This is a genomic window from Pseudomonas sp. COW5, assembly GCF_026240005.1.
In the GTDB taxonomy this organism is placed as follows: Bacteria; Pseudomonadota; Gammaproteobacteria; order Pseudomonadales; family Pseudomonadaceae; genus Aquipseudomonas; species Aquipseudomonas kribbensis.
This window is the reverse complement of sequence record NZ_JAPHVP010000001.1, coordinates 2,018,126-2,043,735: the sequence shown is the minus strand read 5'-3', so window position 1 is coordinate 2,043,735 and position 25,610 is coordinate 2,018,126. Positions and strand designations below refer to the sequence as shown.

The following is a 25,610-nucleotide window of genomic DNA, read 5'->3' as shown; positions in this document are numbered from 1 at the left end:
GATGAGCAGACAGCTGAAACTCGGCGCGTTCCTCATGGCCACCGGGCATCACGTCGCCGCGTGGCGTCATCCGGACGTGCCGGCCAACGCCGGACTGGATTTCGCCCATTACAAATACCTGGCGCAGATTGCCGAGGCGGCGAAGTTCGACACCTTGTTCGTCGCTGACAGCGTCGCCGCGCCAACTCACGACATCGCCAGCCGCATGGCCCGTTCGGATCACTTCGAACCGCTGACGTTGCTCTCGGCCTTGAGCGCGGTGACCGAGCACATCGGCCTGATCGCCACCGCCACCACCAGCTACAACGAGCCGTACCACGTGGCGCGTAAATTCGCGTCCCTCGATCACCTGTCCGGCGGGCGAGCGGGGTGGAATCTGGTGACCTCGGACAACGCCGCCGAAGCGCAGAACTTCGGCCGCGACGAACACATCGGCCACGCCGAACGCTACAGCCGCGCCCGGGAATTTCATCAGGTGGTCACCGGACTTTGGGACAGTTGGCAGGACGACGCCTTCCTCCGCGACAAGGCCAGCGGAGCGTATTACGACCCGGAAAAATTGCATGTGCTGGATCACGTCGGTGAGCACTTCCGGGTCAAGGGCCCGTTGAACGTCGCACGTTCGCCACAGGGTCAGCCGGTGATCGTGCAGGCCGGCTCGTCGGAAACCGGGCGGGAGCTGGCGGCGCAAACGGCCGAAGTGGTGTTCACCGCGCAGACCTCGCTGGCCAGCGCCCAGGCGTTCTACGCCGACCTCAAGGGGCGCTTGCCGAAGTACGGACGGAGTGCCGATTCGCTGAAAATCATGCCCGGCGTGTTCGTCGTGATCGGGCAGACGGAAGCCGAAGCGCAGGAAAAATATGAAACGTTTCAGCAATTGGTCGAACCCGAGGTTGGCGTCGCCTTGCTTGGGCGTATGCTGGGCAACTTCGACCTGTCGAAGTACCCGCTGGACGGGCCGCTGCCGGACTTGCCGCTGACTGAAAGCGGCCAGCAGAGCCGACAGAAACTGCTGACCGAACTGGCCGGCCGCGAGCATCTGACCCTGGCCGAATTGGGTCGCAGAATCGCTGGCGGTCGCGGGCATTACAGTGTTGTCGGTACGCCGGCGCAGATTGCCGATCGTTTGCAGGAATGGTTCGAGCAGGGCGCGGCGGACGGCTTCAACGTGCTGGTGCCGCACCTGCCCGGCGGGCTCGAAGACTTCGCCAATGGCGTGGTCCCGGAACTGCAACGGCGCGGTCTGTTCAGAACCGAATACGAGGGCCGGACCTTGCGCCAGAACCTTGGCCTTGCCCGGCCCGGCAATCGCTTTGCGTAGCAATCGACACCCATTTCAAGACCGACAAGAGAGGATTCGATGACTTACACCGCTGCCGAAAACCGCTATGACTCCATCCCTTACCGCCGCGTCGGACGCAGCGGTCTGGTATTGCCGGCGCTGTCCCTGGGCCTGTGGCACAACTTCGGCGACAGCACGCCGATCGACACCCAACGCGCGTTGCTGCGCACCGCGTTCGACCTGGGCATCAACCACTTCGACCTGGCCAACAACTACGGCCCGCCCTACGGCAGCGCCGAGACCAATTTCGGCCGCCTGCTGCGCGAAGACTTCAAGCAGTACCGCGATGAACTGATCATCTCCAGCAAAGCCGGCTGGGACATGTGGCCCGGCCCCTACGGCCAGGGCGGCGGCTCGCGCAAATACGTGCTGGCCAGCCTCGACCAGAGCCTGCAACGCCTGGGCCTGGATTATGTGGATATCTTCTATTCGCACCGCTTCGACCCGGACACACCGCTGGAAGAAACCGCCAGCGCCCTCGCCACGGCGGTGCAGCAGGGCAAGGCGTTGTACATCGGCATCTCGTCGTACTCCGGGGTGAAAACCCGCGAGATCGCCGCGCTGCTCAAAGAGTGGAAAGTGCCGCTGCTGATCCACCAACCGGCCTACAACCTGCTCAACCGCTGGGTGGAAAAGGACCTGCTCGACACCACCGACCAACTCGGCACCGGCGTGATTGCGTTCACCCCGCTGGCGCAAGGTCTGCTGACCGACAAATACCTCAACGGCGTGCCGGCGGATGCACGGGTCAATCGTCCGGGCGGTGGTTCGTTGCAGGCTTCGCACTTGTCCGAGGCAAACATTGCTCACGTGCGGGCGCTGAACGAGATTGCCAAACGTCGTGGGCAGAGCTTGGCGCAACTGGCATTGGCGTGGACGCTGCGCGATCCTCGGGTGACCTCGGCCCTGATCGGTGCGAGCCGGCCGGAGCAGATTGTCGAGAACGTCGGCGCGTTGAAGAATCTGAGTTTCAGTGCGGAAGAGTTGGCGGAGATCGACCGGTTTGCCCAGGAGGGCGGGATCAATCTTTGGGAGAAGCCTTCGACGGCGGTGTAGGTGGTTTCGAAGACTTGAAGCGTCATTACGGAGAAGCCTCACTGGACGAGGTTTCTCCGTAATTTTTGTAGTTTTACTTTTTGCTCGGGAACCCGAGTACTTCTGCGGTCTCGCTGAAAAATGAATCTCTTGCGGTTCGTTTTCTCAGTTGCATGTCGATCACCTGTGACTGATCTGGCAGGGTGAAGTAACCCTTGTCCAAACTGCATAGGCTTTCCAGTGTGGGTAGCGGTAATCCGAGCAACTGTCTGAGTTGAGATCGAGAAAGGACTTTATTTTCCACGAGCATTTTTACGCCTCGTGCAATCAACTGAGGCCTTTCAAAGTCGAAGTCAGCGTCCATCGGCTCACCTTTGACCCATCCTCTTGCTGACCTAGCCTTCCACAGTCTTGTTGTAGTGGTTTCGTTGATTATTTCCAGATCCTGGCATCTACGAACCATTGCTGCTACAGAGACTTTCCAGCGTGGTTTCAACGCTAGCAAAGTATCCAAGGTAGGCCATCGAATTTCTCTCAGGAAGCTCTCCGCTGGCATCAGGAATGCGCTGGCGAATCGATGAGCCTGAGACTCAAGCAGATCGTAATTCGATTCGTACTGCTCCTTCGATACATGACGATGTAGAACGATATGCCCCAATTCATGTGCAGCATCGAATCGGTTTCGTATGCCGTTCGCCTTGTCTGCTACAAGGAGGACATAAGGCCGCTGATCCAACTCGTACCAATTTGAAACGCCATCCATTTTCAAATGGCCCAATGTGGTCCGAGTACAGACGATGCCTGCGTTTTCGAGAACCTGAATGACATTGGGGATGGGAGCAGTCCCAAGCCCCCAGGCTTGGCGGCATTCGCTGGCCATTCGTTCGATTTCTTCGTCCGAAATCAGCAAGCAGTTACTTTCTTCCAGATGAGGAACATTTACTGCGACGAATTCCAGGCTTTCCTGAAGCTTATACGAGACGTCCTGAAGCCATTCCAGGCGTACTTCCGCTATTTCCCTGGCGTTTGCCGTGGCACTTACCTGAGATCGAAAAAAGAACGGCGTACGCTCACTCGTTACGATTTGTTCTTCAAGTAGCCAATTCTCACTGACGCCGAAGACCTCACATAGTCGTTGGAAAGCATCGGCCTCAGGAACCTGCACCCCGTTTTCCCATTTGGAGATGTTTCCAGAGGCGCGCCCCACCATTTCGGCTAACGCGGTTTGGGTGATGCCAAACGTGAGCCGTAACTGCTTGAGACGCTCGGACTGGAAGCCCGCGACTCCAGTTCTCATGCTTCACCTCTTGGAATTTTTCTCATCATCAATTTGATCTTCAACGTCTTCGGCGCGGCGCATCTTATCTCGCAATTTCACCAATTCAATCGGTTTCTGATCAGTAGCCTGATTATCAGAATAGCTCTGAAGCAGCTCCTCAAATGTGCAATCCATGTGGAAACCTTTCCCGTTGAAATAGGGCACCGCCATCATGATTGCAACGGGTTCTGATTGATCTGCTGAACGAGGTGGTGGTGCATGGACTACGACAAGCGCATGAATCAGTTGTTCGGTAACCGTGTGCGCGAGCCCGTCAATCCAATCCATTTGAATTGAGGCTAGTGACTCATTCAACGTTTTGAGTTCATTGCGGTGTTTGGCAGCTCGGATTTCTTTCTGCCAAGGCAATACAACGGCTGTGATGCGCAGCTTTCCCAATTCCAAAAGCACGTAGTTATGCCCTTTTGGATCCGTGCTCTTGACGATAGGATTCCAGCGCTTCATCCCAGCCAAGGCTTCCTGAACAAGTGAATGGCGCAGATGACCTCGCAAGTCTTCCGGGGGCGTGTGAATCAGGAGGTCTTCAACCTCCTTGGCCGCCTTTTGAAATGTTTGTGGGATCAAGACCTCAAGTTCATCAAAGAACTCCCTGTCGACCTGCGCACGAATGAAACCCTGGATTTCTTCTTTTGTGACCATGCGATTCACCACTTACTATTCGGTAAGCGGATTTTTACGTCATTTTTATTCGTTATGAAAGCGGTGGCTGTTCTTTTGTACAGTGCTCCGACAAGCGGAACATTTTAGAATGGCGAGTTTTCTTGCCGAGGCTTTCACCTGAAATATGGCACATCCCCCAACACCGTAGCCCGCTGCATCACCCGCCGCGCCGGACGGTAATCATCCACCGCGTAATGCTGCGTCACGCGGTTGTCCCAGAACGCGATGTCATCCTTCTGCCAGCGCCAGCGAATGGTGAATTCCGGCCGCGTCGCGTGGGCGAACAAGAATTTCAGCACCGCTTCACTCTCGGTTTCCGACAACTCATTGATCTTCGACGTGAAGCCTTCGTTGACGAACAGCGAACGGCGCCCGCTCACCGGGTGTGTACGAATTACCGGATGCGACAGCGGTGGATTCTTGCGCCGTGCCTCTTCCCACTGCGCCAGTGCCTCCGGCGTATTGCCGTAACGCTCCAGCGGAAACGAGCGGGTGAAGTCGTGAGTCGCGGTCAGCCCTTCGAGCATCGCTTTCATCGGTGCCGACAGCGCTTCGTACGCAGCAATCCCGCTGGCCCACAGCGTGTCGCCACCAAACTCCGGCAACAGCTTGGCGCTGAGCACCGCGCCCATGGCCGGGGTCGGCAGGAATGTGACGTCGGTGTGCCAGATCGCGTTGTCGCGCACGTCGGTGACGGCGGTGTCGAGGATCAGCACTTCCGGTTGTTCCGGTACGTTCGGGTAGATCGGATGAATGTGCAGGTCGCCGAAATAGAGGGCGAAGCGCGCCTGTTGCGACGGCTCGATCGGCTGATTGCGGAAAAACAGCACCTGATATTTGAGCAGTGCCTGCTCGATGGCGTCGCGCTGTTCCAGGCTCAGCGGCTGGCTGATATCGACGCCGCTGATCTGTGCGCCGAGGGCTGAGCTTAACGGGGTGATGTTCAGGCTGCTCATGGTGGTTCTCTTCAATTCCGGGGCCCCGAAACTGTCGGGGTAGTCAGTGCTGAAAAATCAGTGGGCCTGGCCGTGCCACGGCACCAGTTTGCGTTGCATGGCGCGCAGGCCCATCTCCATCGCGAAGGCGATCAGGGCGATGACCAGAATCCCCAGCACCACCACATCGGTGACCAGAAATTGCGCGGCCGACTGCACCATGAAGCCCAGGCCGCTGGTGGCCGCGATCAGTTCGGCGGCGACCAGAGTCGACCAGCCGACACCCAGACCAATGCGTACCCCGGTCAGAATGTCCGGCAGAGCGCTGGGCAAAATCACGTGGCGAATCAGTTGCGCGCGAGTCGCGCCCAGCGATTGCGCGGCGCGCAGTTTGGCCGGGTCGACGGTGCGCACGCCGGTCGCGGTGGCAATCGCGATCGGGGCAAAAATCGCCAGGTAGATCAGCAGCACTTTCGACAACTCGCCGATGCCGCACCAGATCACGATCAGCGGCAGATAAGCCAGTGGCGGAATCGGCCGGTAGAACTCGATCAGCGGATCGAGCACGCCACGGGCGATGCGGTTGGCGCCGATGGCGATGCCCACCGGCACCGCAGTCAGAATCGCAAAACCGAGGCCCAGACCGATGCGGCTGAGGCTCGCGCCCAGATGCTGCCACAGTGTCGAATCCATGTAGCCGCTGGTGGCCAGCAACCAGCCTTTCTGCAACACGGCCGAGGGCGGCGGCAGAAACAACGGTTCGATCAGACCGGTGGCGGTCACCGCCCACCAGATCACCAGCAACGCGAACAAGGTCAGCAGGCTGATCCAGCGGGTGCTGAGGCTGCGCCGCACGGGAATCACCACCGACGTGGCGGCGGGTTTTACTGCGGTGGCGGAAACGTCGTAACTGCTCATGCGCGCTCCTGCCGCTGAACGGCGCTGCGTTGCGAGAACACTTTGGCCAGCACGTGTTCACGGGTTTCGATGAAGCGCGGATCGGACTTGATCGAGCGTGCCGATTCGCCGGCGGCGTAGCGCTGGCCGAAGTCGAGATGCAGGCGCTCGACGATCTGCCCCGGATTCGGCGCGAGCAGAATCAGGTCAGTGGCGAGGAACACCGCTTCTTCAATGTCGTGGGTAATCAGGAACACCGGTTTGGCGGTGCGTTGCCAGACTTGCAGCAACAACTCCTGCATCTGTTCGCGGGTGAAGGCGTCGAGGGCACCGAAGGGTTCGTCCATCAGCAAAACGCGCGGGTCGGCGGCTAGGGCGCGGGCGAGGCCGACACGTTGCTTCTGGCCGCCAGAGAGCTGCCAGATGCGACGCTTTTCAAAACCCGAAAGATCGACCAGCGCGAGCATTTCCCGGGCGATCTGTTCGCGTTTGTCCTTGGCCACACCGGCCAGTTCGAGACCGAAGGCAACGTTGGCCAGCACATCCTGCCAGGGCAGCAGGGCGTCGTCCTGGAACACCACGCCGCGCTCGGCGCCCGGGCCTTTGACCGGCACGTTGTCGAGGGTGATGCGCCCGGCGCTCGGTTCGACGAAACCGGCAATCAGGTTCAACAGCGAAGTCTTGCCACTGCCGGACGGGCCGAGGGCCACCAGCAATTGCTGAGGGCCGAGGGTCAGGGAAATGTCGGACAGTACCGGTTCCGGGCTGCCGGGATACTGTGCGCTGATGCGCTCCAGCTGTAGCAAGGCCATCGCAGTTAACTCCCGATCAGTTGGTGATGTACTTGGGGGTGACGTACGGCGCGTAGTCCGGCAGTACCGCTTCGACCTTGCCTTGCTCCTTGAGGAACGCAGCGGTGTCGGTGATGGCTTTGGTGGTCGGCGCGCCGAGGTCACTGACCTGATCCGCCGCCAGCGGGTAGACGTTGCCTTGCAGCAGCAATGGAATGTCGCTGGCCTTGGCGCCGGAGAGCTTCACCAGTTTGTCGACGTTGCTCTGATTGGCGATCCAGGCCTTCGGATCCTTGCGGTAGTCGGCGTAGGCGTCGAGGGTGACCTTGGCGAAAGCGGTAACGATTTCCGGGTGCTTCTCGGCGAAGTCCTTGCGCACGATCCAGGCGTCGAAGGTCGGCGCACCGAACTTGGCCAGCTCGCCGGAGGTGATCAGCACTTTGCCGTTTTCCTTGGCCACGCCCAGCGCCGGATCCCAGACGTAGGTGGCGTCGATGTCACCGCGTTTCCACGCGGCAATGATTGCCGGCGGGGCGAGGTTGAGAACGGTGACTTTCGAAGGATCGATGTTCCAGTGCTTCAGCGCGGCCAGCAGGCTGTAGTGACCGGTGGACACGAACGGCACGGCGATTTTCTTGCCGACCAGATCCTGCGGCGTCTTGATGCCGGAGCCGTCGCGGGCGACCAGTGCTTCGGCGGCGCCGATCTGGGTGGCGATGAGGAAGGTTTCCACCGGGACTTTGCGGGTGACGGCTGCGGTCAGTGGGCTGGAACCGAGGTAGCCGATCTGCACGTCGCCCGAAGCGATGGCCGAGATAACGTCCGCACCGTTGTCGAACTTGCGCCAGCTGATGTCGGCCTTGGTGGCTTTTTCATAGGCGCCGTCGGCCTGGGCGACTTTCGCCGGGTCAACGGTGGTCTGGTAGGCAACGGTAAGGTCGGCGGCCTGGGCCAGGAAACTCGCAGCGGCCAGAGAGGCCACGGCCAGCAGGCGAAGCGGGACATTCAGTTTCATTGAAGAGCTCCATATCAGGCGACCGAGCGTCGGCGTGAAAGGAGACTAAATGATCTAAGAAACTAAAAATAAATAACTTTTTAGACTTAGCTTATGAGCGGAAAAATCTAAGGCTCGCTGGTATTGGGGGGCGTTTGAGTTTTGGGTATGACTTGAGATCTTTTCCCCCTCACCCCAACCCTCTCCCCCAGGGGGCGAGGGGAAAGGGAGCCGATCGGGGGCTTTTCAAATTCGGAGTTCGACTCGGTATTTCAAGTCGGCGTACTTCGCACCAACAACTCGGTCAGTCCCCTCTCCCTCCGGGAGAGGGTTAGGGTGAGGGGCTTTTCAGTTACTGATCGCCAGAATACTCGCCTGATACGACCCGACAAACACGTCGAAATCGCCAACCTCGTTCTGCTCCAGCTCGGCCTGTTGCGCCAGCGACGAGCGCGCCAGTTCTTCAAACTTCGCCTGTTCGTCAGCTGCCAACGGCTCGCTGCGGAAGAACTCGGCGTGGGCCTGGCTCTGGCGCAGGGAGAATTGCGCGAAGCTTTCCTTGTGCTCGGCCATGGCTGCCAGCACCTGGGCCGAAGGCGTCAGGGACGAATCCTTGACCTTGGCCAGTTGCGCATCGAGGGCCTTGCTGTGGGCATCGCCGCCATGGCTTTGATCCAGCAACGCGGCCAGCGGAGCGATTTTTTCCAGCAGATCCGCCGCCCATTCCTTCATGTCGACCGGTTGGCCGTCACGCTGCAATTGCAGGCCCGGACGGCGACCTTCCTTGACCACGCTGAGGAAGTTCGACGTGGCGTTGCCGCAGCTGATGTTGGTCAGCAGCGGGCTGTCGTTCAGCGCGCAGTACAGCAGGAATGCGTCGAGGAAGCGCGACTCGGTGAGGTCGATGCCCATCGGCAGGAACGGGTTGATGTCCAGGCAGCGCACTTCTACATACTGGATGCCACGGGCCATCAAGGCCTGGATCGGCCGCTCGCCGGTGTAGGTCACGCGTTTCGGGCGGATGTTGGAGTAGTACTCGTTTTCGATCTGCAGGATGTTGGTGTTCAGTTGCACCCACTCGCCATCCTGGTGCGTGCCGACTTCAACGTACGGCGCGTATGGCGTGGCCACCGCCTTGCGCAGGCTGTCGGTGTAGCTGGCCAGGTCGTTGTAGCACGGCGTCAGGCCGGCCTGGGCGTTGCTCTGGTAACCGAGGTCGCTCATGCGCAGGCTGGTGGCGTAGGGCAGGTACAGCGTGTCCGGATCCAGTTGTTCCAGCTGATGCGAACGGCCGCGCAGGAACCCCGCGTCCAGCGCCGGCGAAGCACCGAACAGGTACATCAGCAGCCAGCTGTAGCGGCGGAAGTTGCGGATCAGCGCGATATAGGACGACGACTGGAAATCCCGGTCGGTGCCAACGAAGCCTTCGGCTGCTTTCAGCAGCGGCCAGAGCTTTTCCGGCAGGGAGAAGTTGTAGTGAATCCCGGCGATGCACTGCATGGTCTTGCCGTAACGCAGGGCCAGGCCTTTGCGGTAGACGTACTTGAGCTGACCGATGTTGGAGGTGCCGTAATAGGCGATCGGGATGTCTTCCTCGGCCGGCAACGGGCACGGCATCGATGGACTCCACAGGTACTCGTTGCCGAGCTTGCTGTAGGCGAAGCGATGAATCTTGTCCAGGCTCGCCAGCGTATCGGCCGGATCGGGCAGGGCAGGCGTGATGAATTCCAGCAGCGACTCGGAATAGTCGGTGGTGATCTGTTCGTTGGTCAGCGCGGAACCCAGGCTTTCGGGGTGCGGCGTTTGCGCCAGTCGACCCTCGCCGGTCACGCGCAGGCATTCACGTTCGATGCCGTGCAGGCACTGTTCGAGCAGAGAGAGGTTGGCGCGCTCACCGAGCAGAGCCAGGCGGCGGTTGAGAAGTTCGCTCAATTTGGATTCCTTCACGCGTCAGTCGCCCCAATATGGGGGTGGGCAGGACGGTCTACAAGGGTGAAGTTGAAACTGGCGTTTTCGCCTGGTTTATCGGGCTCTGAAGCCCCCGTTGAAACGCCAACTTCACTCCCTGAATCTGGCCGATGCACGCGAAGATTACGCAGTCCCTGTGGGAGCGGGCTTGCCCGCGAAAGCGGTGTGTCAGACAAGTTGATACTGGCTGATACGCCCCATTCGCGGGCAAGCCCGCTCCCACAGAAAAGCTCGACGCTGCGATCACAGCGCCGAAATTAACTCAAATCGATGACGAGTAGCTACAGGACAGCGAACGTGCCTTGCGCTTTTGCGACCAGTTTGTCGCCCTGCATCACGTCTGCTTCGACCACCAGCGTGCGCCGGCCCGGGTGGATCACCCGCGCCGTGCACATCACCTCGCCTTCGGAGACGGCGCGGATGTAGTTGATCTTGCACTCGATGGTCGCGCTCTGCTGGTCAAAGCCGTGGGTGCTGGAACAGGCCAGCCCCATGGCGATATCGACCAGACTGAACAGCGCGCCACCGTGCAGCTTGCCGCCGCGGTTGCGCAGTTCCGGTTCCAGCACCAGGGCGACTTGCGCCACCCCGGTTTCCAGGCTGTGCAGGCGGCAGCCCAACAGCTTGAAAAACGCGCTCTCGACGAGCCCGGCCGGAATCTCCATCAGCGTTTCTTCAATTGCTTGGCGTTGGCGAACAGCGACGCCATGGCGTTGTTCGCCGGAGCCGCCGGGGTGCTTTCCTTGCGCGGAGCCGAACCCTGCGACTGGCGTGGCGCCGAGCCCGGACGCGAACCACGGGCACCGTCGATCTTCTCGCCCGGCGTGTCGCTCATGCGCATCGACAGGCCGACGCGTTTGCGCGGGATGTCGACTTCCATGACCTTCACTTTCACCACGTCACCGGCCTTCACCGCTTCGCGCGGATCCTTGATGAACTTCTCCGACAGTGCCGAGATGTGTACCAGACCGTCCTGGTGCACGCCGATGTCGACGAACGCGCCGAACGCGGTCACGTTGGTCACCACGCCTTCGAGGATCATCCCCAGTTGCAGGTCCTTCAGGTCCTCGACGCCTTCCTGGAACTCGGCGGTCTTGAACTCCGGACGCGGGTCGCGGCCCGGTTTTTCCAGTTCCTGCAGGATGTCGGTGACGGTGGGCAGACCAAAGGTCTCGTCGGTGAATTTCTTCGGATCCAGACGCTTGAGGAACGAGGCGTCGCCGATCAGCGAGCGGATGTCGCGGTCGGTTTCAGCGGCGATGCGCTGCACCAGCGGATAGGCTTCCGGGTGAACGGCCGAGGAGTCCAGCGGGTTGTCGCCGTTCATCACGCGCAGGAAGCCGGCGGCCTGTTCGAAGGTTTTCTCGCCCAGACGCGCGACTTTCTTCAGCGCGGCGCGGGTCTTGAACGCGCCGTGCTCGTCACGGTGAGTCACGATGTTCTGCGCCAGGGTCGCGTTGAGGCCGGAGATCCGTGCCAGCAGCGCCACGGAGGCGGTGTTCACGTCCACGCCCACGGCGTTCACGCAGTCCTCGACCACGGCGTCCAGACCGCGCGCCAGTTTCAGCTGCGACACGTCGTGCTGATACTGGCCGACACCGATGGATTTCGGATCGATCTTCACCAGCTCGGCCAGTGGATCCTGCAGACGGCGGGCGATGGACACGGCGCCACGGATCGATACGTCCAGATCCGGGAATTCCTTGGCTGCCAGTTCCGATGCCGAATACACCGATGCACCGGCTTCGGAAACCATGACCTTGGTCATTTTCATCGCCGGATATTTTTTGATCAGCTCGATGGCCAGTTTGTCGGTCTCACGGCTGGCGGTGCCGTTGCCGATGGCGATCAGGTCGACCGAGTGCTTGGCGCACAGGGCGGCCAGAATGGCGATGGTCTGATCCCACTTGTTGTGCGGCACGTGCGGGTAAACCGTGGCGTGATCCAGCAGCTTGCCGGTGGAGTCGACCACCGCGACCTTGCAGCCGGTACGCAGGCCCGGGTCGAGGCCCAGGGTGGCGCGCGGTCCGGCCGGGGCGGCCAGCAGCAGGTCGTGCAGGTTGTGGGCGAACACGTTGATCGCCTCGGTTTCGGCGCCGTCGCGCAGCTCACCGAGCAGATCGGTTTCCAGGTGGGTGTAGAGCTTGACTTTCCAGGTCCAGCGCACCACTTCACCCAGCCATTTGTCGGCCGGACGGTTCTGGTTCTGGATGCCGACGTGCTGGCCGATCATGCCTTCGCACGGGTGCAGGGTGCCCGGCAGTTCTTCGCCGACTTTCAGCGCGGAGCTGAGAATGCCTTCGTTGCGGCCACGGAAAATCGCCAGCGCGCGGTGCGACGGCATGCTTTTCAGTGGTTCGTCGTGTTCGAAGTAGTCGCGGAACTTGGCGCCTTCCTCTTCCTTGCCGGCGATCACGCGGGCGCTGAGGGTGGCTTCCTGCTTCAAATAGTTGCGCAGTTTGTCCAGCAGGTTGGCGTCTTCGGCGAAGCGCTCCATGAGGATGTATTTGGCGCCTTCCAGTGCTGCCTTGGCGTCGGCCACGCCTTTTTCGGCGTCGACGAAGCGTGCGGCTTCGGCTTCCGGGGCCAGCGACGGGTCGTTGAACAGGCCGTCGGCCAACTCGCCGAGGCCGGCTTCCAGGGCAATCTGGCCCTTGGTGCGGCGCTTCTGCTTGTACGGCAGGTACAAGTCTTCGAGGCGGGTCTTGGTGTCGGCGAGTTTGATTTCGCGCTCCAGCTCAGGGGTGAGTTTGCCCTGCTCCTGGATGCTGGAAAGGATGCTGATGCGCCGTTCGTCGAGTTCTCGCAGGTAGCGCAGACGTTCTTCCAGATGACGCAGCTGAGTGTCATCGAGACTGCCGGTCACTTCTTTCCGGTAACGGGCGATGAAGGGAACGGTAGAGCCTTCATCGAGTAGCGCGACGGCCGCTTCGACCTGTTGCGGGCGTACGCCGAGTTCCTCGGCGATGCGGCTGTTGATGCTGTCCATAAAACCACCTGACAAATTGTGAAAGCAGGCTCGCAGGCGCATAAATAAGGGCCCGGAGTCTGGTGGGGCGGCCTGACGCTTGCCGCTGCCTGGGTCAAAAGGCATCCCATTGACCCGTGAAATCGAACAATTACTGCGGCCACCCGGAAAATAAAGGACGGCCACCTGCGGTAACGATTCAGACGTTGCCTGGCACAAAAGGCCGCGCATTATAACCGGCGTTCTGTCATTCGGGGGCGACACGGTCTGTAGGCTCAAGCCCCGGTTTTCTGGCAGTGAAGGAAAAATCTGCTAACAATGCACACGGTGCGTATAACGGCAGCTACGCCATAATGCGCGCCGAGCTAAAAGGAGCATCCAATGAGCAGCACTGCACAAACTGCTGAAGGCGAAAAAATTCTTATTGTTGACGACGATCCGGGGCTGAGCAGCCTGCTGGAACGCTTCTTCGTCAGCAAGGGCTACCGTGCCCGCGCCGTACCGAACACCGAGCAGATGGATCGTCTGCTGTCCCGTGAAGTGTTCAACCTGGTCGTTCTCGACCTGATGCTGCCGGGCGAAGACGGCCTGACCGCTTGCCGTCGCCTGCGTGGCGCGAACAACCAGATCCCGATCATCATGCTCACCGCCAAGGGCGACGAGCTGAGCCGGATCAAGGGCCTGGAACTGGGCGCCGACGATTACCTGGCCAAGCCGTTCAACCCGGACGAGCTGATGGCCCGCGTCAAAGCCGTACTGCGCCGTCAGGCCGCACCGGTGCCGGGCGCGCCGGGCAGTGAAGAAGAGAACGTCACGTTCGGCGACTACGTGCTGTCCCTGGCCACCCGCGAACTCAAGCGCGGCGACGAAGTGCACATGCTCACCACCGGTGAGTTTGCGGTACTCAAGGCCCTGGTGATGAACGCCCGTCAGCCGCTGACCCGCGACAAGCTGATGAACCTGGCCCGTGGCCGGGAGTGGGATGCTCTGGAGCGTTCCATCGACGTGCAGATTTCCCGTCTGCGCCGGATGATCGAACCCGATCCGTCCAAGCCGCGCTACATCCAGACTGTCTGGGGCGTGGGTTATGTGTTCGTGCCGGATGGCAACTCCACCAAGTGACGGGTGATTTGTAGGAGCGGGTCTGCGGGAAACGGTCGAAAGCGCCGGCTCCGCAGACTCGTTATCCGCAATATGCGAGCATTGCTCGCTCCTGCAAGTGCGTAGCGGTTATCCATGAAAACCCCTGTCTGGTTCCCCCAAAGTTTCTTCTCCCGCACCCTCTGGCTGGTGCTCATCGTCGTATTGTTTTCCAAGGCACTGACCCTGGTTTATCTGCTGATGAACGAGGACGTGCTGGTGGATCGCCAATACAGCCACGGTGTTGCCCTGACGCTGCGTGCCTATTGGGCCGCCGATGAAGAAAACCGCGCGAAGATCGCCGATGCCGCGACCCTGATCCGGGTGGTCGGTGCCGGTGTGCCGGAAGGCGAACAACACTGGCCGTACAGTGAAATCTACCAGCGGCAGATGCAGGCGGAACTGGGGGCGGACACCGAGGTTCGACTGCGCATGCATTCGCCGCCGGCGTTATGGGTGCGCGCGCCGAGCCTGGGTGACGGCTGGCTGAAAGTACCGTTGTATCCCCATCCGTTGCGCGGCCAGAAAATCTGGAACGTGCTCGGCTGGTTCCTCGCCATCGGTCTGCTCTCGACCGCGTCGGCCTGGATCTTTGTCAGTCAGCTCAACCAGCCATTGAAGCGTCTGGTGTATGCCGCCCGGCAACTCGGTCAGGGCCGCAGCGTGCGCCTGCCGATCAGCGATACACCCAGCGAAATGACCGAGGTTTATCGTGCCTTCAACCAGATGGCTGAAGACGTCGAACAGGCCGGGCGTGAGCGCGAGCTAATGCTCGCCGGGGTTTCCCATGACTTGCGTACGCCGTTGACCCGCCTGCGACTGTCGCTGGAATTGATGGGCGACCGCACCGACCTGACCGACGACATGGTGCGCGACATTGAAGACATGGATGCGATTCTCGACCAGTTCCTCGCGTTCATTCGCGATGGTCGGGACGAATCCGTGGAAGAAGTGGACCTGAGCGATCTGGTGCGCGAAGTCGCGGCACCATACAACCAGAGCGAAGAGAAAGTGCGCTTGCGTCTGGAGCCGATCCAGCCGTTCCCGCTGCGTCGGGTGTCGATGAAGCGTCTGCTGAACAACCTGATCGGCAACGCACTGAACCATGCCGGCGGTAGCGTGGATGTCGCAGCCTATGTGTCCGGCGACACCAGCGCGCCGTACGTGGTGCTGAGCGTGATGGACCGTGGGGCGGGGATTGACCCGTCGGAGCTTGAAGCGATCTTCAACCCGTTCACCCGAGGCGATCGGGCGCGGGGCGGGAAGGGCACCGGACTGGGCCTGGCGATCGTGAAGCGGATTGCTTCGATGCACGGCGGCAATGTCGAGTTGCGCAACCGCTCCGGCGGCGGGTTGGAAGCACGGGTTCGGTTGCCGCTGGGATTGATGCTGCCGCGGGATGCGGTGTAGATCAAAAGCTCGCCCTCATCGGAACGCCGCCCGCCCAGCCCTCTCCCGGAGGGAGAGGGGGCCGACCGAGGAGTCTTCCGTCATGTATCGACCTGCAAAATCAGGTCGATTATGGATTCAACTGTGCTCGTTCAAGTCGGCGTACTTCTTCAATATCCCCCAATCAGTCCCCTCTCCCTTTGGGCGGTCCGACGCTTCGGGAGGGTTAGGGTGAGGGGCTCTTGCTCTTCGCTCTAGCCCTTGCCTTTTGTGCGAGTCATGTTCGGCCCGCCATTCTTCTCAAGGTGCTCGATGATGATCCCCGCCACATTCTTGCCGGTGGTGGTCTCGATCCCTTCCAGCCCCGGCGAGGAGTTCACTTCCATCACCAGCGGCCCGTGATTCGAACGCAGGATATCTACACCCGCCACCGCCAGGCCCATGACCTTGGCGGCGCGCAATGCGGTCATGCGTTCTTCCGGAGTGATCTTGATCAGGCTGGCGCTGCCGCCCCGGTGCAGGTTGGAGCGGAATTCACCCGGCTTGGCCTGGCGTTTCATCGCCGCGATCACCTTGTCACCGACCACGAAGCAGCGAATGTCGGCGCCGCCGGCCTCCTTGATGTATTCCTGCACCATGATGTTCTGCTTCAGGCCCATGAAGGCCTCGATCACCGACTCCGCCGCCGTTGCGGTTTCGCACAGCACCACGCCGATGCCCTGGGTGCCTTCCAGTACCTTGATCACCAATGGCGCGCCGTTGACCATGTCGATCAGGTCGGGAATGTCGTCCGGCGAGTGGGCGAACCCGGTCACCGGCAGGCCGATGCCCCGGCGTGACAGCAGTTGCAGCGAACGCAGCTTGTCCCGGGAACGGGCGATGGCCACCGATTCGTTGAGCGGAAACACCCCCATCATTTCGAACTGACGCAGCACCGCGCAGCCATAAAACGTCACCGAAGCGCCGATCCGCGGGATCACCGCATCGAAGCCTTCCAGCGGCTTGCCGCGATAGTGGATCTGCGGCTTGTGGCTGGCGATGTTCATGTAGGCGCGCAAGGTGTCGATCACTACCATTTCATGCCCGCGTTCGGTTCCGGCTTCGACCAGACGGCGGGTGGAATACAGACGCGGATTCCGCGACAGCACAGCGATCTTCATGCAACACCTGTGGAGGAGGTAGATACCGGGAACACCGGCTTGTCTTGTACATATTTGATGCCCGGATTGACCACCAACTGGCCGTCGATCAGGGCTTTGGAACCGAGCAACAGGCGATAGCGCATGGACTTGCGGCAGGCGAGGGTGAACTCGACCGGCCAGACCCGATCACCGAGGGCCAGGGTGGTGCTGATCACATAGCGCACCTGGGCCTGGCCGTTGGAACTCTTGATGGTCTTGCGGGTGACCAGCGGCGCTTCGCAACGCCGGTGGCGCAACTGCACCACCGTGCCCAGATGCGCGGTGAAGCGCACCCACTTCTCGCCGTCCCGTTCGAACGGCTCGATGTCGGTGGCGTGCAGGCTGGAGGTGCTGGCGCCGGTGTCGATTTTCGCCCGAAGGCCCGCGACTCCCAGATCCGGGAGCGCCACCCACTCGCGCAGACCGACAACGGTCAAATGGTCAAATGTCTTCAAAAAAATGCTCAACCGGTGAAAACCGATCAGCCCGCAGGGGGCCGGATTTGCGGTATTCACGCAGAATAGTGGTTAAAAGGCGACAGATATCTACGGCCCGGATTGGCGCCATCTCAAGCACGCCCCGGAATGTGCGCATTGTAATCCGGGACGGTGCAATTCATGGCACGACAGAAACGGTAGTACAGTTCATCAATATTTCAGAATGAGGAAATTCCATGGCACAAAAAAGCGAAGAGGACGACAAGGTCCGTCTCGATAAATGGTTGTGGGCCGCGCGTTTTTATAAAACACGGGCCTTGGCCAAAGCCGCCATTGAAAGCGGCAAAGTGCATTGTCGGGGAGAGCGCTGCAAGCCTGGCAAAGAGCCACGCATCGGCGATGAATTCGAGATTCGCACCGGCTTCGATGAAAAGACTGTTGTGGTGCAAGCCCTGTCGATCGTGCGTCGTGGCGCGCCGGAAGCGCAGACGCTGTATGCCGAGACCGAGGCCAGTATCGCCAAGCGAGAGGCGGCTGCGGCGATGCGCAAGGCGGGCGCCTTGGGCGTGACTACCGATGGCAAACCGAGCAAGAAACAGCGCCGGGATCTGTTTAAATTTCGTGGGAACAGTGGTGGAGAATAGAAAATCGCAGCCTGCCGGTCCTGACTCAAGACTCGTCAAAGGCTGCGATTTTTTTTCAGCGGTCGTCGATTATCGTGCGGACACGACGGTCATCCGTGAAATCACCGGCAACTTGCCCAGCAGCCTGAAGATCGGCGCCGTGACCTTCAGCCAGAAGTTCGCCGCGTGATAGGCAAACGGCGTGTAATAGCCCCAGCCCAACGCCCACACCGCCAGCAGCAGGCCACCGATGTAGTCGTCCTGGCCCCAGTGCGCGCCGGCCACCAGCCGCGGCAGCATGAACAGCAGCGCCAGGCCCCAGACCGTCAGCAACTGGCCGGCTGAGCGACTGAACACGCCCATGAACAACGCCCAGATCAGCAGCACCGAAGCGTGGTCACCGGGAAAGCTCTGGCTGGAGCGATCCTTCAGCTCAAAGGTTTTCTCCAGATGCGGGAAGTAGTCGCTCATATGGATGGCGCCTTCGAGCACCATGGAAGGGCTGTTGTGCTGCCAGCCCATGTGGTCGGCGAATTTGGAAAACAGCGCGCGGATCACCACCATCAGCAGCAGGATCGAGAAAAATCCGAAGAACGCGCGACGTACGTCAATCGCCTTGAACACCCAGTCGCCCTTGATCAACAGCGTCAGCAGAATCAGTCCGACGACAACGTCGAACGGGCGCAGACTTGCAATTGCCCAGATGTGGAGCCATATGGGGTTGCTGGCCAGCGGAGTATTGAGTGAGCGGAACAGCCACTCGTCGAAAACCACACACAGCATCTGCCCTGTAGGCCATAACCAGAAAGCCAGTAGTGCCAATGGCACCGCATTGCACAGAACCAGCCGGCCGAGGTTCCACCTTGATTGGAACAAACCCGGATTGTTCATAAAATGCCTCCCGTGGCTGAACATAGGCATCAAAATGGATGCCAGAAGCGCGGGATTTTCATTCTTTGTAACCTTTTTGTCATTAAAATCAGATACCTAGACCTATGACCGATTTCCTCGATACCGATTACACCCAACGCTTCATCTTCGATGACAGCGACACGCGCGGCGAACTGGTGTCGCTGGAACGCAGCTACGCCGAAGTGCTCGCGAAGCACCCGTACCCGGAGCCGGTCGCGCAATTGCTGGGCGAATTCATGGCTGCCGCGTCGTTGCTGGTGGGCACTCTGAAATTCGATGGCTTGCTGATTCTTCAGGCGCGTTCCGAAGGCCCGATTCCGCTGCTGATGATCGAGTGCTCCAGTGAGCGTGAAATCCGTGGGCTGGCCCGTTACGAGGCAGACCTGATCGCCCCCGACGCGACCCTCGCCGACCTGATGCCCAACGGCGTTCTGGCCCTGACGATCGACCCGACCGTAGGCCAGCGTTATCAGGGCATCGTCGATCTCGACGGCGAAACCCTGTCCGACTGCTTCACCAACTACTTCGTCATGTCCCAGCAGGTCGGCACTCGCTTCAAGCTCTGCGCCGACGGCCGTCGTGCCCGTGGCCTGCTGCTGCAGCAACTGCCGGCCGATCGCCTGAAAGACGAAGAAGAACGCGCCGCCAGCTGGCAGCACATCACCGCCCTGGGCAACACCCTGACCGCTGATGAACTGTTGAGCCTGGACAACGAAACGGTTCTGCATCGCCTCTACCATGAAGAGCAGGTTCGTCTGTTCGATGTGCAGAAACTGCGTTTCCACTGCAGTTGCTCCCGCGAGCGTTCGGGCAATGCGCTGGTCAGCCTGGGTCTGGAAGATGCGCAGCAATTGGTGGCCGAACAGGGTGGCAGCGTCGAGATCGATTGCCAGTTCTGCAACCAGCGCTACCTGTTCGATGCGGCAGATATCGCTCAATTGTTCGCTGGCGCGGGCGTCGAGACGCCGTCAGATACCCGGCACTAAAACGGTTCAGCGCAGGTAAATTCACTGCTCAACGACGGAATAACGCCGTTACGACGGGAGGGCCCTACTCTTTTTGGGCTTTTCTGGCATAATCCGGCCCACTTTTTTCGCGGTAGTAGTGCACGACTTTCTACTACAAAACGTTTGGAGCACACTCGGCCACTGGCCGACGGGGAACCTCATGACGCAAGCCAATAACGCCGTGTACACCGATCTGAGTGTTGATGATCTGGTAAAAGAAGCCCTGAAACGCGGTGAAGGCGAGCTTGCCGATACCGGCGCTCTGGTTGTTCGCACCGGTCACCGCACCGGCCGTTCGCCAGTCGACCGTTTCATCGTTGAAGAGCCTTCCACCCAGGACGCGATTGCCTGGGGCCCGATCAACCGCAAGTTCCCGGCCGACAAGTTCGACGCGCTGTGGGCTCGTGTCGAGGCGTTCAACAACGCGCAAGAGCATTTCGTTTCCCACGTGCATGTAGGCGCGGCCGAAGATCACTACCTGGCCGTGAAGATGACCACTCAGACTGCCTGGCAGAACCTGTTCGGTCGTTGCCTGTTCATCAACCCGGCCCAGTACAACCCGGCCGGTCGTGAAGAGTGGCAAGTGCTGAACGTCGCCAACTTCGAGTGCGTGCCTGAGCGTGACGGCACCAACTCCGACGGTTGCGTGATCCTCAACTTCGCCCAGAAGAAAGTGCTGATCGCCGGCATGCGTTACGCCGGTGAAATGAAGAAAGCCATGTTCTCGGTGCAGAACTTCCTGCTGCCGGCTTCCGACGTGCTGCCAATGCACTGCGCTGCCAACATCGGCGAAGCAGGCGACGTGACCCTGTTCTTCGGTCTGTCCGGCACCGGCAAGACCACCCTGTCGGCCGACGAAAGCCGTTACCTGATCGGTGACGACGAACACGGCTGGGGCGAAGGTGTTGTCTTCAACATCGAAGGCGGTTGCTACGCCAAGTGCATCGACTTGTCCGAGAAGAACGAGCCGGTCATCTGGAAAGCCATCAAGCACGGCGCCGTGCTGGAAAACGTCGTGATCGACGATGCCAAGCACGCCGACTACGCCGATGTCAGCCTGACCCAGAACAGCCGCGCAGCCTACCCGCTGGAGCACGTTGCCAAGCGTTCCGAGAAGAACCTGGGCGGCGAGCCGAACGCTGTGATCTTCCTGACTTGCGACCTGACTGGCGTACTGCCGCCAGTGTCGATCCTGAACAACGAGCAGGCGGCCTACCACTTCCTGTCCGGCTACACCGCACTGGTGGGCTCGACTGAAATGGGTTCGGGCAGCGGCATCAAGTCGACCTTCTCCACTTGCTTCGGCGCACCGTTCTTCCCGCGTCCGGCTGGCGAATACGCCGAACTGCTGATCAAGCGCATCAAGGGCTTCGGCTCCAAGGTCTACCTGGTCAACACCGGCTGGACCGGCGGTGGCTACGGCGTCGGCAAACGCTTCAACATCCCGACCACCCGTGCGGTGATCGCAGCGATCCAGAGCGGCGCGCTGATCGGTGCTGAAACCGAACACCTGGACACCATCAACCTGGACGTGCCACTGGCCGTACCGGGCGTCGAAACCAACCTGCTCAACCCACGCAACACCTGGGCTGACAAGGCTGCGTACGACGAAGCTGCCAAAGCACTGGCCGGTCTGTTCATCGAGAACTTCAAGAAGTTCGACGTGAGCGACTCGATCAAGGCTGCCGGGCCTAAGTTGTAATACTTAGTTCTGGTGAATGAAAAAGCCGCCTCTTGAGGGCGGCTTTTTTGTGGGTGTTCAGTTATCGAGTAAGTACCAGTATTCCCGCACGAAACGGTGTGAACTGCCAGAATTTTGCTACTTAAGATGCAAGCTTTTCGCCAATGCAGCGATCAAAAATTGCCTCAAGGCCCCGGTAATCGCATGCCACAGCATCGATGTTTGCCGGAATCCAGGCTTCATCCTTGATTAACCACCAATCTACTGCAAAACCAGCATTGATGATGATGTGCTCAAAAAGAATGCGTTGGGCACGACCATTGCCTTCACGAAAAGGATGAATGACGTTCAGATCGCCGTAGGCTTCGGCAACTTTTACTACGAGATCTGATCTTTCCAGCCCCTCGAACCATGCGGAGCGTTCCATAGAGAGAAAAATTTTGTGAGCTTCCGGGAGGATCCTCTCCGCCGTGCAAAAAAATGTTTCACCTTTTTGGATGTTAACGGTACGCAGCAGTCCAGCCCAATCATAGACGTCGCAAAAAAGCACTTCATGGACGTGCTGCAAGCGGCTGAGGTCATAAGGAGGGGGGAGAAGATGAAATCGGCTGATTGCGATTTCAGAGAGCTCTCGCTCTGCTTTTTGAAGCTGTTCTTCACAATGGATGTTGAGCAAATTACGCAAAACATCGGTGCCAGGGTAACAATAAGGGTCTTGCCCAACCCCGTACTTGTCCACCATTAACGGCCGTTTTGACGATATTTTTCGATAACCGATTCCCGCGAAGGAAGCGGTTTTTCAGCGTCGGCACGGGTGGTGTCAAAGCCTTCAAGCCGCAGACTCGCCAGATAGTTGGACCGGCGGACCTTGTCGTAATAAGCCTGTTTTTGCTGGAACGTCAACTCGCTCATGTCATATGCCTCTTTGTGCTGGGTTCCAGTGTAGCGCAATCGTGTTCCCGGATCGGTCGGGATTTTCGATGCTTACATATGTGTTGCCTATCATTGGGTTGATGGGGTTCTTTGGGAAATCCATCGATACTCGATTGGCAGTCGGTTCGGTGCTCGCGGCGAAAGATTTCATCTGCCTGTTTGACGCTTTCCATCAGCTCATAAAAAAATTGCTCACGAGAATCTCCATTGTTTGATTGCTGTTTTTAGATCGCTCTCAGGTAATGCCTGAGAGCGATTCGATCACTCAGCTTCAGGCCGGGGCTTTCCAGTTGAGCATTTTCTGCTGGGCGACTTGCAGCAGGTCACAGCCGTCTTTGGTCAGCAGGTAGAGGGCGTGGGTGATGTGCGGGATGTCTTCGACGTCGGCGTGTTTGAAGCAGAGGCAGTAGAGGGTTTGCAGCAGGTCGCTGGAGGCACGCAGACGCTGGACGGCGCATTCGAGGATGTCTTGCGGGTTGGCATCGGTGTCGATGACCAGGGGCTTGGTGTCAGTGAGGTTGGAGTCGAGTGGACGGTAGCGATCGGAGTGGAGCTCGTTCCATGATTTCATTTTTTAGATCCTCAATTGCTTCGAATGAAGCCACCAAATCGTGACCAAGCGACTGGAGGCGACTGTGTTCGGGTTGGTCAACCGGTGAGGATCATGCACATACCCGGCACGCTCGAAAGCGTCCCAAACACAGCCACCATAACGCTGCTGGCAATTGAGTGCCGGCAGCATACAGCGGACGCGAATGCATGATCCAATCGGGTGACCAAGCCCGAGCCGCTGAATTGGCAGCGACAGTCACAACTATAGGTTTCGACCTAACGGCGCCGATAGAAGACAAGGCGCCGCTACGTGTAGGAACGGGATGCAGATTCGAGCAGGCCGTTCCTACAGATCAATTACGGTTTTCAACGAATCGCTCTATACGCCTCAACATCCAGCACACTCGTCGTAAGCCCGGTCGCCGGGGTGTAGATCGTGCCTTTCACCGTCGAGAACGGGACGCCTTTGCTGCCCAGCGACACGTAGCGTTCACCTTGATCCAGTTCGGTGAACCAGGTGTAGGAGCACTTCTCCATGGCCTTGTATTTCGCCGCCGCGTTGACGATGGCGGCGGTGTGCTTTTGCAGGTCGGCGTCGGTGAGGTTGAGGTTCTTGTCGAGCACGGTGCCCCAGCGTTTCAGGCACACCTCGGCAAAGTGACGGACGATCAGGCCAGGTTCGGCTACAACCTTCGGACCACTGACGCCATCGGCAGAAGCATTGCCGACCAAGGTGGCATGACGCCCGGGCATGGGGAAAATGCTGGTTTTGGTGCCGGTCGCGGTTTGCGGAATGACGCAGCTGAAACCCTTGGAGCGTTCGTCTCGTGCATAAAAGCCCACGTACTCTTTCACGTTGTAGTTGAGCTTTACCCGGTGTTCCTGAAAGTTACCGATACCGGGCACGGGATCAATGGCGAAGATATTCACCGGAATGTTTTTCAGCGCACTGTCGTTGAACATGGCATTGGCCAGCATATGGCAACTAATGCCGCCACGGCTCCAGCCCACCAGATTGACCTTCGTTGGAATTACACCATCCTTGCGGAACGTTTTAATGATTTGTTCCTGTAACTTCTGTTGTGTGATGCTGCGTTCGCCATAGTTGTATTTGCGCCACAGCCAGGAACCCTCGACCTTTACATCTTCAATCGGAATGCCCGCAGCCTTGAGGCGGTTGTATTCCGCTTCGGTCAGTTGCTCGCGCTGCCAGTCGCATTGGCCTTTGATGATGTTCATCGCGTGCTGGACGTTTTCCTCCCAGCCCTTGCCGAACAGGGTTCCGCTGAGGCCATAGTCCTTGGATTTGGTGAACAGGTCATCGGCCTGCAGGTTGCTGGTGCCGGGGCCATCGACCACGATCCATTCGGCAAACTCGCGACCGGCGTGATGGGAAGCGAGTGTGGAAACCAGTTCGCCATCCCAATAATTTTCGTGGGCGTTATCAAACTTTGTGGAACCTGTACCGCAAAAGAAAATAGTCAGCGTAGTCATGTTGTTGCTCTTGGTTGATGAAAGAGTAAACAGGCTAGTTCTGAACTTTGCAGTATTGGAAGCGATGGGTTGTTGCGAACTTTGTAAGTTTGTCTGGTGGTGTTAATTATTTATCCGTTGTCTGGCAACTTCCAGCAAATCACAACCGTCCTGCGTCAATAAATAAAGCGCATTGACGATGTTGGGGATGTCTTTCACATCAGCCTGTTTGAAACACAGGCAGTAAAGAGTTTCCAGCAGGTTGTTGGCTGCACGCAGTCGCTGTTCGGCGGCATTGAGGAGGTCGCGATGGCTCGCTTCGGTATCAATGACCAGCACGGGCGTGTCGCTATAGCTGCTAGAGAGTGCGCGGTATCGGGTGTTGAGCGGTTTGAACATGTTCATGATCGGGTGTGTCCTTTACGAAGTCGCTGTGGCGGGCCAACACAGTGTTTTCAGTTGCGCCGGCCACTATAGAAGGACGCCCTCGAGCGGAACAAGACAGCCACGATGGACAGAATTCGTAGGGGTTTTTCCGGGGTTCGGGCATTTGCCCTACGCATTTTTCAAGCTTTTTCACAGCCAAACCCTGATCTACGAAATTTCCCACGTGTTTGTCGGGCGATTCCCGTTAAACCTCTGTATGGTGCGCGCCAGAATCCGTAGGGCGTTTCCAGATGTCCGACACACGCTTAAAGGGAATTAGGTATGCAGTGGCTACGAATGGCCTCGATCATTTTGCTGTGGGCCAGTGGTTGTCGCGTGGCAGTGGCCTCCGATACGGCCAACGGGTTGGCGCTTGCCAATCTGGAACGCAGCGGCTGGCCGGACGCGCTCACCACTCGGGACGACATCGATACGGCTTCCCGCGCGGAAGTGCTGATCTTCGGCAAGGCCCTGTTGGCAAGCGAAGCGCTGGACGAAACGGGACTCAAGCAACGACTGGGCGTGCAGCAAATGCAGCTCAAGTCGATCCGGCAAGTGCGCGACGGTCTGTGGGATCGCTTGCTCACTAACTATCGCAACGCCAGTCAGAATTGCGACGAACAGGCGTTTTGCCCGCGGGTGCGCAGCGTCGCCGATCTGCGCCAACTGGCGGCAGCATTCACCGGTGATATCAGCCCGGCCCATGCACAATGGGCAAGCAAGAGCCTGGACGTGCATGAGCGGGTACTGGATGAGCAACTGCGGGTGGCCGTCCTGCGGCCCTGACGTTGCTTTTGCGGGTGTCAGGCCGAAGAGGTTTCACCCGTTGTCACGGCGGACGCCCACGGCGGTGGGAAGTTGTCGGGAGAGGGCGTACATCCACTCAGTAACAGGGATGCAAAGATCAGGGCGAAGGGCAGTTTCAAA

25 protein-coding genes are annotated in these 25,610 nt (G+C 59.3%); 8 read left to right on the top strand and 17 right to left on the bottom strand.

The annotated features are described in order from the left end of the window. The first annotated feature begins 1 nt into the window (after position 1). Positions 2-1,321, top strand: coding sequence for an LLM class flavin-dependent oxidoreductase (locus OQ248_RS09265; RefSeq protein ID WP_265812657.1), 1,320 nt, complete (start codon positions 2-4; stop codon positions 1,319-1,321). A 39-nt stretch (positions 1,322-1,360) separates the two neighbouring features. Continuing rightward, the gene (gene mgrA, locus OQ248_RS09260) at positions 1,361-2,398 is read left to right on the top strand and encodes an L-glyceraldehyde 3-phosphate reductase (protein WP_265812656.1); all 1,038 of its coding nucleotides are present in this window, start codon (positions 1,361-1,363) and stop codon (positions 2,396-2,398) included. Between the two features lie 73 nt (positions 2,399-2,471). On the opposite strand, the gene OQ248_RS09255 is transcribed toward mgrA, so the two are convergent. The 9 genes from OQ248_RS09255 to OQ248_RS09215 all read right to left on the bottom strand — a co-directional run bounded on the left by OQ248_RS09255 (position 2,472) and on the right by OQ248_RS09215 (position 12,950). Continuing rightward, the gene (locus tag OQ248_RS09255) at positions 2,472-3,674 is read right to left on the bottom strand and encodes an XRE family transcriptional regulator (protein ID WP_085712702.1); all 1,203 of its coding nucleotides are present in this window, start codon (positions 3,672-3,674) and stop codon (positions 2,472-2,474) included. Between the two features lie 3 nt (positions 3,675-3,677). Beyond that, a complete protein-coding gene (locus tag OQ248_RS09250) occupies positions 3,678-4,355 on the bottom strand; it encodes a hypothetical protein (RefSeq protein WP_085712703.1) in 678 nt (225 codons plus the stop codon). Between the two features lie 134 nt (positions 4,356-4,489). After that, positions 4,490-5,332, bottom strand: coding sequence for a taurine dioxygenase (gene tauD / locus OQ248_RS09245; RefSeq protein ID WP_265812655.1), 843 nt, complete (start codon positions 5,330-5,332; stop codon positions 4,490-4,492). Between the two features lie 57 nt (positions 5,333-5,389). Beyond that, positions 5,390-6,229, bottom strand: coding sequence for a taurine ABC transporter permease TauC (tauC, locus tag OQ248_RS09240; RefSeq protein ID WP_265812654.1), 840 nt, complete (start codon positions 6,227-6,229; stop codon positions 5,390-5,392). Then, positions 6,226-7,020 carry a taurine ABC transporter ATP-binding subunit gene (tauB, locus tag OQ248_RS09235; protein ID WP_265812653.1) on the bottom strand — a complete coding sequence of 265 codons (795 nt, stop codon included), beginning with the start codon at positions 7,018-7,020 and terminating at the stop codon, positions 6,226-6,228. Before tauB ends, tauC begins: the two co-directional genes overlap by 4 nt. A 16-nt stretch (positions 7,021-7,036) precedes the next feature. Continuing rightward, positions 7,037-8,014 carry a taurine ABC transporter substrate-binding protein gene (gene tauA / locus OQ248_RS09230; protein WP_114881015.1) on the bottom strand — a complete coding sequence of 326 codons (978 nt, stop codon included), beginning with the start codon at positions 8,012-8,014 and terminating at the stop codon, positions 7,037-7,039. Positions 8,015-8,341: 327 nt separating this feature from the next. Next, positions 8,342-9,925 (bottom strand): glutamate--cysteine ligase, encoded by a 1,584-nt coding sequence (gene gshA, locus OQ248_RS09225; RefSeq protein ID WP_265812652.1) that lies wholly within the window; start codon positions 9,923-9,925, stop codon positions 8,342-8,344. Positions 9,926-10,242: 317 nt separating this feature from the next. Then, on the bottom strand, positions 10,243-10,626 hold the full coding sequence (locus OQ248_RS09220; RefSeq protein WP_085712709.1) for a PaaI family thioesterase: 384 nt from the start codon (positions 10,624-10,626) through the stop codon (positions 10,243-10,245). Beyond that, a complete protein-coding gene (locus tag OQ248_RS09215) occupies positions 10,626-12,950 on the bottom strand; it encodes a Tex family protein (RefSeq protein ID WP_265812651.1) in 2,325 nt (774 codons plus the stop codon). The genes OQ248_RS09220 and OQ248_RS09215 overlap by 1 nt, the downstream gene beginning before the upstream one ends. A 360-nt stretch (positions 12,951-13,310) precedes the next feature. On the opposite strand from OQ248_RS09215, the gene ompR reads away from it, so the two are divergent. Both ompR and OQ248_RS09205 read left to right on the top strand, forming a co-directional pair. After that, complete coding sequence (gene ompR / locus OQ248_RS09210; RefSeq protein ID WP_007952694.1) at positions 13,311-14,051, top strand: two-component system response regulator OmpR; 741 nt, start codon at positions 13,311-13,313, stop codon at positions 14,049-14,051. A gap of 114 nt (positions 14,052-14,165) precedes the next feature. Continuing rightward, positions 14,166-15,479 carry an ATP-binding protein gene (locus OQ248_RS09205; RefSeq protein WP_085712711.1) on the top strand — a complete coding sequence of 438 codons (1,314 nt, stop codon included), beginning with the start codon at positions 14,166-14,168 and terminating at the stop codon, positions 15,477-15,479. Positions 15,480-15,712: 233 nt separating this feature from the next. Here the strand turns inward: OQ248_RS09205 and rimK are convergent, their stop codons facing one another. Next, positions 15,713-16,618, bottom strand: coding sequence for a 30S ribosomal protein S6--L-glutamate ligase (gene rimK / locus OQ248_RS09200; protein WP_007949201.1), 906 nt, complete (start codon positions 16,616-16,618; stop codon positions 15,713-15,715). Next, positions 16,615-17,061, bottom strand: coding sequence for an ATP-dependent zinc protease (locus OQ248_RS09195; RefSeq protein WP_169432582.1), 447 nt, complete (start codon positions 17,059-17,061; stop codon positions 16,615-16,617). Before OQ248_RS09195 ends, rimK begins: the two co-directional genes overlap by 4 nt. Positions 17,062-17,312: 251 nt before the next feature. Between OQ248_RS09195 and OQ248_RS09190 the strand changes: the two genes are divergently transcribed. Beyond that, on the top strand, positions 17,313-17,720 hold the full coding sequence (locus tag OQ248_RS09190) for a S4 domain-containing protein (protein WP_119428614.1): 408 nt from the start codon (positions 17,313-17,315) through the stop codon (positions 17,718-17,720). A 69-nt stretch (positions 17,721-17,789) separates the two neighbouring features. Here the strand turns inward: OQ248_RS09190 and OQ248_RS09185 are convergent, their stop codons facing one another. After that, positions 17,790-18,590 carry a phosphatase PAP2 family protein gene (locus OQ248_RS09185; protein ID WP_265812650.1) on the bottom strand — a complete coding sequence of 267 codons (801 nt, stop codon included), beginning with the start codon at positions 18,588-18,590 and terminating at the stop codon, positions 17,790-17,792. Positions 18,591-18,694: 104 nt separating this feature from the next. Here OQ248_RS09185 and hslO point away from each other — a divergent pair, with 104 nt between their 5' ends. Both hslO and OQ248_RS09175 read left to right on the top strand, forming a co-directional pair. Beyond that, positions 18,695-19,597: an Hsp33 family molecular chaperone HslO gene (hslO, locus tag OQ248_RS09180; RefSeq protein ID WP_085712714.1), complete on the top strand. Its 903-nt coding sequence runs from the start codon at positions 18,695-18,697 to the stop codon at positions 19,595-19,597. A 181-nt stretch (positions 19,598-19,778) separates the two neighbouring features. Beyond that, positions 19,779-21,320: a phosphoenolpyruvate carboxykinase gene (locus OQ248_RS09175; protein WP_265812649.1), complete on the top strand. Its 1,542-nt coding sequence runs from the start codon at positions 19,779-19,781 to the stop codon at positions 21,318-21,320. Positions 21,321-21,441: 121 nt separating this feature from the next. Here the strand turns inward: OQ248_RS09175 and OQ248_RS09170 are convergent, their stop codons facing one another. The 5 genes from OQ248_RS09170 to OQ248_RS09150 form a co-directional block, all read right to left on the bottom strand. Next, positions 21,442-22,041, bottom strand: coding sequence for a Fic family protein (locus OQ248_RS09170; RefSeq protein ID WP_265812648.1), 600 nt, complete (start codon positions 22,039-22,041; stop codon positions 21,442-21,444). After that, the gene (locus OQ248_RS09165) at positions 22,041-22,211 is read right to left on the bottom strand and encodes a YhfG family protein (protein ID WP_096821911.1); all 171 of its coding nucleotides are present in this window, start codon (positions 22,209-22,211) and stop codon (positions 22,041-22,043) included. The genes OQ248_RS09170 and OQ248_RS09165 overlap by 1 nt, the downstream gene beginning before the upstream one ends. A 292-nt stretch (positions 22,212-22,503) precedes the next feature. After that, positions 22,504-22,803, bottom strand: coding sequence for a hypothetical protein (locus OQ248_RS09160; protein WP_265812647.1), 300 nt, complete (start codon positions 22,801-22,803; stop codon positions 22,504-22,506). 347 nt (positions 22,804-23,150) lie between these two features. After that, a complete protein-coding gene (locus OQ248_RS09155) occupies positions 23,151-24,278 on the bottom strand; it encodes a hypothetical protein (protein ID WP_265812646.1) in 1,128 nt (375 codons plus the stop codon). 102 nt (positions 24,279-24,380) lie between these two features. After that, positions 24,381-24,662 (bottom strand): hypothetical protein, encoded by a 282-nt coding sequence (locus OQ248_RS09150; protein ID WP_265812645.1) that lies wholly within the window; start codon positions 24,660-24,662, stop codon positions 24,381-24,383. Between the two features lie 303 nt (positions 24,663-24,965). On the opposite strand from OQ248_RS09150, the gene OQ248_RS09145 reads away from it, so the two are divergent. Continuing rightward, positions 24,966-25,469, top strand: a complete 504-nt coding sequence (locus OQ248_RS09145) for a polysaccharide deacetylase (RefSeq protein ID WP_265812644.1) — start codon at positions 24,966-24,968, stop codon at positions 25,467-25,469. The last annotated feature ends 141 nt before the right edge of the window (positions 25,470-25,610 follow it).